Consider the following 13,002-nt stretch of genomic DNA (forward strand, 5'->3'; position numbering starts at 1 on the left):
CCGAAGGAAGAGCCGGTGCCGCCTGCCATGACCCCCATCGCCAGCCGGCTGGCCGCCAGCAGCGCCAACATGCACCAGCTGATCCAGCTGCGCTGGATCGCGGTGATCGGCCAGATCGTCACCATCGCGGTGGTCGAATGGGGCTTCGGCATCCGCCTGCCGCTGCGGCTGATGGCCATCATGCTGGCCGTGCTGGTGGCGCTGAACCTGGTCAGCCTGCTGCGCCTGCGGCTGAAAAGCCCGGTGACCCAGGCCGAGCTGTTCCTGGCCATTGCCTTCGACGTGACGGTGCTGACGGTCCAGCTCTATCTCAGCGGCGGCGCCACCAATCCCTTCGTCGCCCTCTATTTGCTGCAGGTGGTGCTGGCCGCCATCCTGCTGGAGGTGCGCTGGACCTGGGCGATGGTGGCGCTGACCAGCCTCTGCTGCCTCGGCCTGACGCTGGCCTATCGCCCGCTGGTGCTGCCGGCGCATCTGGAGGACGACCTGTTCCGCCTGCACCTGCAGGGGATCCTGGTCTGCTTCGTGCTTGATGCGGTGCTGCTCGCCGTCTTCGTCACCCGGATCACCGCCAATCTGCGCGGCCACGACGCCAAGCTGGCGCATCTGCGGCAGCAGGCGGCGGAGGAGGATCATATCGTGCGCATGGGGCTGCTGGCCTCGGGCGCCGCGCATGAGCTGGGCACGCCGCTGGCCACCGTCTCGGTGATCCTCGGCGACTGGAAGCGGCTGCCGGCCTTCCAGTCCAGCCCCGAGCTGATGCAGGAGATCGGCGAGGCGCAGGCGGCGCTGGCCCGCTGCAAGAGCATCGTCACCGGCATCCTGCTCTCCGCCGGCGAGGCGCGCGGCGAGGCGCCGGAGGTCACCACGCTGGACGAGTTCCTCGAGGACTGCATCGAGGCCTGGCGCGCCGCGCGCTCGACCGCGGCGCTGCGCTACGACAACAACCTGGCCGAGGAGATCCGCGTGGTCGCCGACCCGGCGCTGGAGCAGGTGATCGGCAATGTGCTGGACAATGCGCTGGAGGTCTCGCCGCAGCGCGTCCACCTCTCGGTCCGTCGCCTGGACGACGAGCTGGTGCTGGCGGTGAGCGATGACGGCCCCGGCTTCCTGCCCGAGATGCTGGCCGAACTCGGCAAGCCCTATCGCTCCAGCAAGGGGCGGCAGGGCGGCGGGCTCGGCCTGTTCCTGGTGTTCAACGTGCTGCGCAAGCTGGGCGGCAGCCTCGCCGCCCGCAACCGGCCGGAAGGCGGGGCGACCGTCACCCTGACGCTGCCGATCGCCTCGCTCGCCATCGATCCGGAGTTGCCGCATGCCGGCTGACCCACCCGCCGCCCCGCGCCTGCTGCTGATCGTCGAGGATGACGAGAGCTTCTCGCGCACGCTGCGCCGCTCCTTCGAGCGCCGCGGCTACGAGGTGCTGGTGGCCGCCAGCCTGGAGGAGACCCAGGCGCTGCTGGCCGGGCGCAGCCCCGGCTATGCCGTGGTCGACCTGAAGCTGGCCGGCGCCTCCGGCCTGGCCTGCGTGCAGGCGCTGCATGCGCATGACCCGGACATGCTGATCGTCGTGCTGACCGGCTTCGCCAGCATCGCCACCGCGGTGGAGGCGATCAAGCTCGGCGCCTGCCACTACCTCGCCAAGCCCTCCAACACCGACGACATCGAGGCCGCCTTCTCCCGCGTCGAGGGCGAGGTGGAGACGCCGCTGAGCGCGCGGCCGACCTCGATCAAGACGCTGGAATGGGAACGCATCCACCAGGTGCTGGCGGAGACCGGCTTCAACATCTCCGAGGCGGCGCGCCGGCTGGGGATGCACCGCCGGACGCTGGCCCGCAAGCTGGAGAAGCGCCAGGTCAGCTGAGGCGGGATCAGCCGGCGGGCAGGGCGCAGACCGAGAGATCGGGCGCCGGTCCCGGGCGCGGCGCCTCTCCCAGGGCGGCGAGCTCGGCCACCGAGAAGGCACGGGAGCGGGTCAGGAAGCGCCGCTCCCGCCCGTTGTCGAGCGAGAACATGCCGCCGCGCCCGGGCACCACGTCGATGATCAGCTGGGTGTGCCGCCAGAGCGCGAATTGCGCGCCGCCGATATAGACCGGCGCGCCGCCGATCGCGCCGAGCTGCACGTCGCCATCGCCGATCAGGAAGTCGCCTTGCGGGTAGCACATCGGCGAGGAGCCGTCGCAGCAGCCGCCCGACTGGTGGAACAGCACCGGCCCGTGATCCGCGACGATTTCCTTCAACAGCCCCAGCGCGGCATCGGTCGCGCGGACCCTTTCGGGAACCTCGGTCATGCCATGGCCTCCCAACGCGCCGGAGGGGGCCACCGAGCCCCCTCCCCTGACAGAAAAACTCAGAAGAAGCCGAGCTTCTTCGGGCTGTAGCTGACCAGCAGGTTCTTGGTCTGCTGGTAGTGGTCGAGCATCATGCGGTGCGTCTCGCGGCCGATGCCCGACTGCTTGTAGCCGCCGAAGGCCGCATGCGCCGGATAGGCGTGGTAGCAGTTGGTCCAGACCCGCCCGGCCTGGATGGCGCGGCCGAAGCGATAGGCGCGGTTGCCGTCGCGCGACCAGACGCCGGCGCCGAGGCCATAGAGCGTGTCATTGGCGATCGACAGCGCCTCCTCCTCGTCCTTGAAGGTGGCCACCGAGACGACCGGGCCGAAGATCTCCTCCTGGAAGACGCGCATGCGGTTGTGGCCGCGGAACACCGTGGGCTGCACGTAGTAGCCGCCGGCCAGCTCGCCCGGCATCTCGCGGCGGGCGCCGCCGGCCAGCACCTCGGCGCCTTCCTGGCGGCCGATGTCGAGGTAGCTGAGGATCTTCTCCAGCTGCTCGCTGGAGGCCTGCGCACCGATCATCGTGGACGGGTCCATCGGATGGCCCTGGGTGATGGCGGCGACGCGCGGCAGGGCCTTCTCCATGAAGCGGTCGTAGATGCTTTCATGGATCAGCGCGCGCGACGGGCAGGTGCAGACTTCGCCCTGGTTGAGGGCGAACATGACGAAGCCTTCCACGGCCTTGTCGAAGAAGTCGTCATCCGCCGCCGCGACGTCACTGAAAAAAATGTTGGGCGACTTGCCGCCGAGCTCCAGCGTCACCGGGATCAGGTTCTGGCTGGCATACTGCATGATCAGCCGCCCCGTCGTCGTCTCGCCGGTGAAGGCGATCTTGGCGATGCGGTTGGAGGAGGCCAGCGGCTTGCCCGCCTCCAGCCCGAAGCCGTTGACCACGTTCAGCACGCCGGGCGGCAGCAGGTCGCCGATCAGCTCGGCCAGGATCATGATCGAGGCCGGCGTCTGCTCGGCCGGCTTCAGCACGACGCAATTGCCGGCGGCCAGCGCCGGCGCCAGCTTCCACACCGCCATCAGCAGCGGGAAGTTCCAGGGGATGATCTGCCCGACGACGCCCAGCGGCTCATGGAAGTGGTAGGCGACGGTGTCGTGGTCGATCTCGGAGAGCGACCCCTCCTGCGCCCGGATGCAGCTGGCGAAATAGCGGAAGTGGTCGACCGCCAGCGGCAGGTCGGCCGCGGTGGTCTCGCGGATCGGCTTGCCATTGTCCCAGCTTTCCGCCGCGGCCAGCAGCGGGATGTTGTCCTCGATCTTCTGGGCGATGCGGATCAGGCTGTTGGCGCGGTCGGCGGCGCTGGTGCGGCCCCAGGCCTCCTTCGCGGCATGCGCGGCATCCAGCGCCAGGTTGATGTCGGCGGCGTCGGAGCGGGCCACCTCGCAGAGCACCTGGCCGGTGATCGGCGAGGTGTTGCTGAAATAGCGGCCGCCGACCGGGTCGACGAACTTGCCGCCGATGAAATTGCCGTAGCGCTCGGCGAAGGGCGGCTTCGAGCTGCGGTCGAATTGCTGCTGCGTCATGGCGATCGCTCCCCTGTGCGGCGGCCCTGTGGCGGGCGCTTTTCCGTCCTTATCTGGCGTCGCGGCGGCGGGCCTGTCAGCGGGGCGCCTGGCGCCTGGGCCGACGACCTGTCGCAGCGCTGCGACAGATGTGCGGCGCAGCATCCGCCCTGCCGCTCAGTCGCTCTGGCCCCGGCCGCCGAGACCCAGCCGGGCCAGCTTGCGGTGCAGCGTGGCGCGGCTGATGCCGAGCAGCCGCGCCGCCGCCGAGACATTGCCGCCCGAGCGCGCCAGCGCCCGGCTGAGCACGCCGCGCTCGGCCTGGCCGAGCTGCTCCGCCTCCTCCGGCGCCAGCAGGCTGGCGGCGGGCAGGCCGGCGGCGATCGCCTCGGCGGAAATGCCGAAGGCGCGGCGGGCGGCGCGGTTGGCGCCGATCACCAGGTCGTCGCGGTCGAGCGCCAGCAGGGCGCCGTCCTGCGCCGCCTCGCCGGTCAGCAGGATGCGGGCGCCGGCATAGGCCTGGCGGAACTCGGCGGCCTCGATGCGCCGCGCTGCCTCGCCCACCGCGGCGGCCAGCAGCGCCACCACGCCGCGATCGACATCGCCGCGGCAGCTGGAGACGTCGAGGCACCCCACCAGCCGTCCGGCATGGTCATGCAGCGGCGCCGTGCTGCAGGAGAGGCCGGTGTTGCGCGTGTAGAAATGCTGGTCGCGGTGGATGGTCAGCGCCCGCCCCTCGGCCAGGCAGGTGCCGATGCCATTGGTGCCCTCGGCGCCCTCGCTCCAGACGCAGCCGGTCCAGAGGCCCCAGCGGCGGAAGCTGGCATCGTCGCCGGGACGGCCGCGGCGCTCCAGCGGCACGCCTTCGGCATCGGTCAGCAGGATGCAGCAGCCGCTCTCTCCCACCGTCTCCAGCAGCCGGTCGAGCACCGGGCCAGCGGCGCGCAGCAGCGGCCCCAGCCGTTCGCGCGCCTCGCGCAGCCGTGCTTCCTCCAGCCAGCGGGGCGGCCGGGCATCCTCGGGGTCCAGCCCGTGGTCACGGGCCGAGCGCAGCCAGGAGGCGGCGATGCTGGAACGGGCGGCGGCGGAATGATCGCGCAGCATGGCCTGCACGCGCGCGGCATGATGGGCAGGGGTGGCCTGCATCGCTTCCTCCGAACGGGTGACGGGCGGCCCCTTGGGCAGGGCTCTGTCTTCCGCAGAGTGGCATGGCGGCGGCCCGCTGGCCCAGGATTTTTACCGGGTTGCGCGCAGAAGGCGAAGAGAGGGCGGGTATTTTCCCTCAGGAGAGCCTCGCGCGGCCGGCGGCGCGGCAGATTCCGCCCGCCGCGCCGGCGTCCGACCGGGGCTTCCGGTCAGCCGCGCATCAGGCCGGCCAGGTTGCCGCGGATGCGCTCCAGCACCGTGCCCGGCAGCGGCGCCGGGTCGAAGCGCTGGCCGGTGATCGCCTCATAGGCCTGGATATAGACCGCCGCGGTGTCGAGCACGAGCTGCTCGGGGATCTCCGGGATCTCGTCGTGATAGGGATCGCAGCGCGCCGCCACCCAGGAGCGGACGAAATCCTTGTCGAAGCTCTCGGGGCGCTGGCCGGCCTCGAAGCGCGCCGGATAGCTGGCGGCCTGCCAGTAGCGGCTGCTGTCGGGGGTGTGGATCTCGTCGGCAAGGATGATGCGGCCGGTCTCGTCGGTGCCGAACTCGTATTTGGTGTCGGCCAGGATCAGACCGCGCTCGGCCGCCATCTCCTGCCCGCGGGCGAAGAGGGCGAGCGCATAGTCGCTCAGCTGCTGCCACTGCGCCGCCGTCAGCAGCTTGCGCTCGATGATCTCGGAGGGCGTCAGCGGCTCGTCATGGCCGCCGTCGAAGGCCTTGCTGGTCGGCGTGATGATCGGCTGCGGCAGGCGCTCATTGTCGCGCATGCCGTCCGGCAGGGTGATGCCATACATCTCGCGCTGTCCGGCCTTGTAGAGGGTCAGGATCGAGGTGCCCGTCGTGCCGGCCAGGTAGCCACGCACCACGATCTCCACCGGCAGGATCTCCAGCCGCTTGCCGATGACCACGTTGGGGTCCGGGTAGCTGATGACATGGTTCGGGCAGATGTCGCGCGTCTTGTCGAACCAGAAGCGGGCGGTCTGGGTCAGCAGCTCGCCCTTGAAGGGCACGGCGCAGAGGATGCGGTCGAAGGCGCTCAGCCGGTCGGTGGCGATGATCACGCGGCTGCCATCGGGCATGTCGTAATTGTCGCGCACCTTGCCGCTGTAGTGGTTCGGCAGCTCCGGGATGGTGGCGTCGCGGAGGATGCGCTGCGCCGAGGCGCGGAGGGTGGCGGGGTCCATGCTCTTCGATCCTTCTGCGGCGCCGCGGCGGCTGGCGGAGCTTCTAGCCGATCGCCGCCCCGCTGTCAGGCGGGGTGCCCATGCCGCCACCCCTGGCCAGGGCCGCGATGAAGGCGCAGCCTTCCCGCCAGGGTCCTCACCACGAAGGATCCGGCAGGGAGGGGAAGCGCATGGCGGCAGGGGCTTTTTCGCTGGAGGGGCAGCGCGTGCTGGTGACCGGCGCGGCGGGCGGCATCGGCGGCGCGACCGTGCGGCTGGCGGTGGAACAGGGCGCGCGGGTGATCGCCGTCGACCTGGGCGAACCCGCCGAGATCGCCGCGCGCTGCGGCCTGGCGCCCGCCGAGTGCCACCGCCTCGACACCAGCGACCGCGCGGCGGTCGAGGCGTTCGTGGCGCGGGCCGGGCAGATCGACGGGCTGGTCGACACCGCGGCGATCTGCCCGGCCGATGACTGGATGGCGCCCGGCTGGGACGAAGCCTTGCAGCGGGTGCTGGCGGTCAATATCGGCGGGCCGATCAACCTGGCCCGCGCGCTGCTGCCGGCGATGGCGGCGCAGGGCGCCGGGCGGATGGTGTTCTGCGGCTCGATCGCCGGCTGGATGGGCGGCATCGTCTCCGGCCCGCACTACGCCTTTTCCAAGGGCGGGCTGCATGCCTTCATCCGCTGGCTGGCGCGCCGCGCGGCGCCGCAGGGCGTGCTGGTCAATGCCATCGCTCCCGGCCCGGTGGAGACCGCGATGACCGAGGGCCGCGGCTACCGGCCGGAGAACTACCCGCTCGGCCGCATGGCCAGGCCGGAGGAGATCGCGGCCACCGCCGTCTTCCTGCTCGGCCCCGGCGCCGGCTATGCCGCCGGCGCCGTCCTCGACATCAATGGCGCGACGCATTTCCGCTGATCAGCGGGCGGCGCGCGGCCCGCCATAGGTCGAGAGATGCGCCGCCGCCAGCCAGCCGGCATCGACCGGCAGGTCGATGCCGGTGATCGCGGAGGCGTCGTCGGAGAGCAGGAAGCCGACGGCGCGGGCGACCTCCGCCGCCTCCACCATGCGGCCGAGCGCGGCACCCTCGGCCAGCTTGCCGGGATCGCGCAGGCCGCGGTCGATGGCGGCCTGCAGCGGCGGGGTCGCGACGAAGCCGGGCGAGACGGCGTTCACCCGCAGCCCCGAGCGGCCCCATTCGCCGGCCAGGCAGGCCGCCATGTGCACGACCGCCGCCTTGGTCGGTGCATAGGCATGCAGCGGCACGGCGCGGCTGGCGGTGATCGAGCCGGTCAGCACCATGGCGCCGCGGCCGCGCGGCGCCATCCGCCGCCCGGCGGCCAGGCAGGTGACATAGACGCCGCGCAGGTTGACCGCGACGACCCGGTCGAACTCGTCGAGCGGCAGTTCCTCCGGCCGCGCGCCCGGCTGGATCAGCCCGGCATTGGCCATCACCGCCTCGACCGGGCCGAGGTCCTGCTCGACCTTCTCGAACACGGCTTCCACCGCCTCGGCATCGGTGACGTCCAGCGTCACGGCGCGCGCCCCGAGCCGCGCGGCGGCGGCCTCGGCGCGCGGCGCGTCGCGGTCGGCGATCACCACCTGCCAGTTGCGCGCGGCCAGCAGCTCGGCGGTGGCCAGGCCGATGCCGCTGGCGCCGCCGGTGACCAGGGCGAGCCGCCCCCTCCCCTCATCCCTTGTCATGCTTCCGTCCGTTCTTCCCAGGCGGCGCGCAGGGTGGCGGCCGCGAGATCCAGCACCGGCGCCACCGCGCCGATCGCCTTGTCCATGGTCAGGATGGCATGCGCCTCGCCGGAGAGATGCAGAGCAGTGACCTGCACGCCCTCGGCCTGCAGCCGTGCGGCATAATCCAGCCCCTCGTCGCAGAGCGGATCCTGGCCGCAGGTCAGCAGGAAGGCCGGCGGCGCGCCGGCCAGGCTCGGCGCCAGCAGCGGCGAGGCGCGCCAGTCGCTGCGCTGCGCTTCATCCGGCAGGTAGTGGCCGATGAACCAGCGCATGGTGGCGCCGGTCAGGATCATCGCCTCGCTCGGCCGCGGATAGCGGTCCGCCCCCAGCCGCAGGTCGACAGCCGGGTAGAGCAGCATCTGGAAGACGCTTCTCGGCGCGCTGCCGTCGCGGCCCATCAGCGCCAGGATGGCGGCGAGATTGCCGCCGGCGCTGTCGCCGCCGACCGCGATACGGCCGGCGTCGATGTTCAGCGCGGCCGCCTGCGCCGCCAGCCAGCGCAGCGTGGCCAGCGCGTCGTCGAGCGCCGCCGGATAGGGATGCTCCGGCGCCAGGCGGTAGTCGACCGCCAGCACCGCCGCCCCCAGCCGCTGCGCCAGTGCCCGGCACAGCGCGTCATGCGTGGCCAGGCTGCCCAGCACCCAGCCACCGCCATGCAGGAACAGCAGGCAGGGCTGCGGGCTTTCCGACAAGGCGCCGCGGTAGAGCCGCAGCGGGATGCGCCGGTCGGGCAGTTCGACGGCCAGGTCGCGGATCTCGGGCAGGTCGACGCCCGGATGCTGCATCAGCCGGCCGCGCGCGGCATGGGCCTCGCGCGCCGCCTCGGGGGTCAGCGCCTCGAAAGGCGGCGCGCCACCCAGGCGGATGGCGGCCAGCAGGCGCTTCAGGTCGGGGCTGATCCCCGCTGGGGTCCTCGGCATCGTCAGGGGATTCTCAGGGTGTCAGGCGGAAGCCGTCATAGCCGCGCGCCGCGACATCGGCGCAGATGCCGGCATAGCGCGCCATGCCACCGGCATAGGGCATGAAGACGCGCGGCTTGCCCGGCACATTGGCGCCCAGATACCAGGAGGAATTGGCCTGCGGCAGCAGGGTGGCCGCCGCCGCCTCGTTGACATGGGCGACCCATTCCTCCGCCGCCTGCGGCTCTGGCTCGATGGTGGCGATCCCCTTGTCCCGCAGATGGGTGATGCAGTCAGCGATCCAGTCGACATGCTGCTCGATGGCAACCGGCATGTTGGTCAGCACCGAGGGGCTGCCCGGCCCGGTGATGGTGAAGAGATTGGGGAAGCCCGCCACCTGCAGCCCGAGATAGGTCACCGGCCCCGCCGCCCAGGCATCCTTCAGTTTCACCCCGTCGCGGCCCTCGATGTCGATGGCCAGCAGCGCGCCGGTCATGGCGTCGAAGCCGGTCGCGAAGACGATGATGTCCAGCGGGATCTCTTTGTCGGTTGTCCGGATGCCGGTGGGGGTGATCGCCTCGATCGGCGTCGCCTTGATGTCGACGAGATCGACATTGTCGCGGTTGAAGGTCTCGAAATAGAAGCTGTCGATCGGCGGCCGCTTGGTGGCGAAGGGATGGTCGCGCGGGGTGAGCTTCTCCGCCGTCGCCGGGTCCTTCACCACCGCGCGGATCTTCTCGCGGATGAAGTCGGCGGCGGTGTCGTTGGCGGCGCGGTCAACCAGCAGGTCGCGGAAGATCGAGCGGAAGCGCAGCCCCCCCTGTTCCCAGCCGGCCTCGTAGCGGGCGCGGCGTTCCGCCTCGTCGAGCTCGAGCGGCGATTGCTGGCCAAAGACGAAGGGATGGCCGTTCGGCGCGGCGCGCGCCTGCTCGCGGATGGCGGCGTAGTTCGCCTTCACCTCGCGGCGGAACTCCAGCGACACCGGGCCGTTGCGCGCCGGGATGCTGTAATTGGCGGTGCGCTGGAAGACGGTCAGATGCGCCGCCTGGGCCGCGATCACCGGCGTCGCCTGGATGCCGGTGGAGCCGGTGCCGATCAGCCCGACGCGCTTGCCGGTGAAGTCGACGCCCTCATGCGGCCAGCGCCCGGTGTGGTACCAGTCGCCGGCGAAATCGGCGAGGCCGGGGATCTTCGGCACATTGGCCGAGGAGAGGCAGCCGAGGGCGGTGATCAGGTAGCGGGCGGAAAGCGTCTCGCCGGCCTGCGTCGTCACATGCCAGAGGTTGCGCGCCGAATCATAGCGCGCGGCGGCGACGCGGGTGTCGAAGCGGAAGCTGCGGCGCAGGTCGAATTTCTCGGCAACATGGCCGAGATAGCGGCGGATCTCGTGATGCTCGGGATAGCGCTCGCTCCAGTCCCATTCCTGCTGCAGCTCCTCGGAGAAGGAGAAGCTGTAGTAGTAGCTCTCGGAATCGCAGCGCGCGCCGGGATAGCGGTTCCAGTACCAGGTGCCGCCGACATCGCTGCCGGCCTCCAGCCCCTGCACCGACAGCCCGAGGCCGTCGCGCAGCTTGTGCATCTGGTAGAGGCCGGCGAAGCCGGCGCCGATGATGATGGCGTCGAAAGCGGTGTCCTGCATGGCATCGGACTGGATCGCGGCGGACATGCTGGCCCTCCCTGGCAGGGTGCGGCCGCTCTGGCGGGGCCGCTTGCTGGCAAGGCTAGGAGGGGCGGCCGGGCGCGACAATTTCCAAAAGCGCCAAACTGGTGTGAAGATCCGTCACAAGGGAGAGACGGAATGGACCGGCTGACGGAAATGCGCGTCTTCGTCCGCGCGGTGGAGGATGGCGGCTTCTCGGCCGCCGGCCGGGCGCTGTCGCTGACACCCTCCGCCGTGTCGAAGCTGATGGCGCGGCTGGAGAACCGGCTGGGCGTGGTGCTGTTCAACCGCTCGCTGCGCAGCTTGGCGCTGACGCCGGAGGGAGAAGCCTTCTACCCCGCCGCCCTGCAGGCGCTCGCCGCGGTGGAGGAGGCGGAATCCCGCGCCCAGGGCGGCCGGCTGACCGGCGAGGTGCTGCGCATCCGCTCGGTGCCGACCTTCGCCATCCACCTGCTGGCGCCGCTGGTGCCCGAGTTCCGCCGCCAGCATCCCGGGCTGCGGCTGGAATTCCTGCTCGGCAACGAGCCGGGCAATCTGCTGGAAGGCGGCGTCGACCTGGCCATCTCGATCGGCGAGCTGCCGGACAGTTCCCTGGTCGCGCGGCGGGTGACGACGATGCGCTGGATCATCTGCGCGTCGCCCCGTTACCTCGCCGAGCACGGGACGCCCGGAAGCCCGGCGGAGCTGGCCGAGCATGAATGCCTGAACTTCAACAAGCGGATGCCCTGGAGCACCTGGAGCTTTCGCGGTGCCGACCATTCGGTCAGCCGCATTCCGGCGCGCGGCGGGGTGACGGCCAATCAGGGACAGATGCTGATGGCGCTGGCACTGGCCGGCGCCGGCATCGCGCGGCTGGCCGATTTCCAGATCCGCGAGGCGCTGGCGGAAGGCCGGCTGGTGCGGCTTTTCCCCGAGCAGGAGCCGCGGATGGAGGAGGCGATCTATGCCGTCCACCAGGGCCGCCGCCACCCCAGCCCGCGCCTGCGCTTCTTTCTCGACTTCTTGGAGGAAGCCTTTTCCCGCAAGCCCGGGTGAGGGGAATGGCGGGAACCGCCCTCCCCTCCCCCGGCCGCGGTCAGGCCTCGGTCAGCACCGGCACGGTGCTGGTCCAGCCATGGCGGTCCTCGGCGGCGCCATACTGGATGCCGACGATCGCGTCATAGAGCTTCTGCGTCAGCAGGCCGGTCTGGCCATTGCCGATGCTGATCTTCTCGCCCTTGTAGCCGAGCTCGCCGACCGGCGAGACCACCGCCGCGGTGCCCGTGCCCCACATCTCGCGCAAGCTTCCGTCGCGGCCGGCCTGCATCACCTCGTCGATCGAGATGCGGCGCTCGGAAACGCTGACGCCCCAGTCGCGCAGCAGGGTCAGGATCGAGTTGCGGGTGACGCCGTCGAGGATGGTGCCGGCCAGCGGCGGGGTGATCACCTCGTCGCCGATCTGCATCATGATGTTCATGGTGCCGACCTCGTCGATGTATTTCCGCTCTACGCCGTCCAGCCAGAGGACCTGGGTATAGCCGGCGCGCTCGGCCTCCTGCTGAGCGGAGAGCGAGGCCGCGTAATTGGCCGCGGTCTTCGCCTCGCCAAGGCCGCCCTGCACCGCGCGGACATGGTTGTCGGTCGCCAGGATGCGGACCGGCTTGACGCCTTCCTTGTAGTAGGCGCCGACCGGCGAGCAGATGACGAAATAGGTGTAGCTGTGCGCCGGGTGCACGCCGAGCATCACGTCGGTCGCGATGACGGTCGGGCGAATGTAGAGCGACGTGCCCTGGGTCGAGGGCACCCATTCATGGTCGACGCCGACGATCGCCTCGAAGGAGCGGCGCACCAGCTCGACATCCATCTCGGGGATGCAGAGCGCGCGGGCCGACTTGTTCAGCCGCTCGGCATGGCGCTGGGCACGGAACAGGCGGATCTGGCCATCCTTGCCGCGGAAGGCCTTCAGCCCGTCGAAGATCGCCTGGCCGTAATGCAGCACCGAGGTCGCCGGGTCCATCGACAGCGGCGCATAGGGGACCACGCGCGGGTCGTGCCAGCCCTTCCCCTCGACATAGTTCATCATGAACATGTGGTCGGTGAAGACCTTGCCGAAGGAGAGCGAGGCATCGGCCGGGCGCGGCTGCGGCGTCCGGGTGCGGGTCACGCTGATCGGGGTCTGGCTGGTCGAGCTCATGGGGGCCGGTGTCCGCAGTTTTGTTGCGCGTGAGGGCAGTCTAGCGCAATGGCCGTAGGATGCCGCCCCCCTTCCGTCAACATTCCACCCATGCGCCTGGGTTCTGATAGGTCAGGGCGGCTGCCCGATCGGTGAGGACTCCGGCGGGGGTCAAGGCCCAGGACAATGGTCAAGGTCAAGCCAGAGAGGCCGCGGGCGATGATCCGGGCTCTTGCCGCGGGTCTGGCGGGACCATCCCGGGACAGGCGCCGCCGTGAGGACTGTGGCGGGATGGCCCCCACGAGTCGCGTCCAGCATCGGGCGATTCGCACCAAGCCCCTGAAAAGGCTTGTCCCCAGGCGGCCGAGGACTGTGGCGGTGAGACCGAGG

At 70.8% G+C, this 13,002-nt stretch carries 12 protein-coding genes; 4 read left to right on the forward strand and 8 right to left on the reverse strand.

What is annotated here, in order from left to right; translation table 11 throughout:
* The first annotated feature begins 15 nt into the window (after positions 1-15).
* On the forward strand, positions 16-1,323 hold the full coding sequence (locus WFI16_RS16185; protein ID WP_419898865.1) for an ATP-binding protein: 1,308 nt from the start codon (positions 16-18) through the stop codon (positions 1,321-1,323).
* Complete coding sequence (locus WFI16_RS16190; protein WP_419898866.1) at positions 1,313-1,861, forward strand: response regulator transcription factor; 549 nt, start codon at positions 1,313-1,315, stop codon at positions 1,859-1,861. Before WFI16_RS16185 ends, WFI16_RS16190 begins: the two co-directional genes overlap by 11 nt.
* A 7-nt stretch (positions 1,862-1,868) precedes the next feature.
* Here the strand turns inward: WFI16_RS16190 and WFI16_RS16195 are convergent, their stop codons facing one another.
* The 4 genes from WFI16_RS16195 to WFI16_RS16210 all read right to left on the reverse strand — a co-directional run bounded on the left by WFI16_RS16195 (position 1,869) and on the right by WFI16_RS16210 (position 6,177).
* Positions 1,869-2,288 (reverse strand): DUF779 domain-containing protein, encoded by a 420-nt coding sequence (locus WFI16_RS16195; RefSeq protein WP_419898867.1) that lies wholly within the window; start codon positions 2,286-2,288, stop codon positions 1,869-1,871.
* A 59-nt stretch (positions 2,289-2,347) separates the two neighbouring features.
* Positions 2,348-3,865, reverse strand: coding sequence for an aldehyde dehydrogenase (adh, locus tag WFI16_RS16200; protein ID WP_419898868.1), 1,518 nt, complete (start codon positions 3,863-3,865; stop codon positions 2,348-2,350).
* A gap of 156 nt (positions 3,866-4,021) precedes the next feature.
* A complete protein-coding gene (locus tag WFI16_RS16205; protein WP_419898869.1) occupies positions 4,022-4,990 on the reverse strand; it encodes a helix-turn-helix domain-containing protein in 969 nt (322 codons plus the stop codon).
* A 209-nt stretch (positions 4,991-5,199) separates the two neighbouring features.
* Positions 5,200-6,177, reverse strand: coding sequence for a phosphoribosylaminoimidazolesuccinocarboxamide synthase (locus WFI16_RS16210; RefSeq protein WP_419898870.1), 978 nt, complete (start codon positions 6,175-6,177; stop codon positions 5,200-5,202).
* A 170-nt stretch (positions 6,178-6,347) separates the two neighbouring features.
* On the opposite strand from WFI16_RS16210, the gene WFI16_RS16215 reads away from it, so the two are divergent.
* Positions 6,348-7,073 carry an SDR family NAD(P)-dependent oxidoreductase gene (locus WFI16_RS16215; RefSeq protein WP_419898871.1) on the forward strand — a complete coding sequence of 242 codons (726 nt, stop codon included), beginning with the start codon at positions 6,348-6,350 and terminating at the stop codon, positions 7,071-7,073.
* Here WFI16_RS16215 and WFI16_RS16220 read toward each other — a convergent pair whose 3' ends face one another.
* Genes WFI16_RS16220 through WFI16_RS16230 form a run of 3 tightly spaced genes read right to left on the reverse strand, consistent with a single transcriptional unit; the run spans position 7,074 to position 10,466 of the window.
* On the reverse strand, positions 7,074-7,859 hold the full coding sequence (locus WFI16_RS16220) for an SDR family NAD(P)-dependent oxidoreductase (protein ID WP_419898872.1): 786 nt from the start codon (positions 7,857-7,859) through the stop codon (positions 7,074-7,076).
* Positions 7,856-8,821 (reverse strand): alpha/beta hydrolase, encoded by a 966-nt coding sequence (locus WFI16_RS16225; RefSeq protein WP_419898873.1) that lies wholly within the window; start codon positions 8,819-8,821, stop codon positions 7,856-7,858. The genes WFI16_RS16220 and WFI16_RS16225 overlap by 4 nt, the downstream gene beginning before the upstream one ends.
* A gap of 13 nt (positions 8,822-8,834) precedes the next feature.
* The gene (locus WFI16_RS16230; protein WP_419898874.1) at positions 8,835-10,466 is read right to left on the reverse strand and encodes a flavin-containing monooxygenase; all 1,632 of its coding nucleotides are present in this window, start codon (positions 10,464-10,466) and stop codon (positions 8,835-8,837) included.
* Positions 10,467-10,598: 132 nt separating this feature from the next.
* On the opposite strand from WFI16_RS16230, the gene WFI16_RS16235 reads away from it, so the two are divergent.
* Complete coding sequence (locus WFI16_RS16235) at positions 10,599-11,495, forward strand: LysR family transcriptional regulator (protein ID WP_419898875.1); 897 nt, start codon at positions 10,599-10,601, stop codon at positions 11,493-11,495.
* A 40-nt stretch (positions 11,496-11,535) separates the two neighbouring features.
* On the opposite strand, the gene WFI16_RS16240 is transcribed toward WFI16_RS16235, so the two are convergent.
* On the reverse strand, positions 11,536-12,633 hold the full coding sequence (locus WFI16_RS16240; RefSeq protein ID WP_419898876.1) for a branched-chain amino acid aminotransferase: 1,098 nt from the start codon (positions 12,631-12,633) through the stop codon (positions 11,536-11,538).
* Positions 12,634-13,002 lie beyond the last annotated feature (369 nt).

This window comes from Roseomonas sp. USHLN139 (assembly GCF_037145735.1).
GTDB lineage: Bacteria > Pseudomonadota > Alphaproteobacteria > Acetobacterales > Acetobacteraceae > Pseudoroseomonas.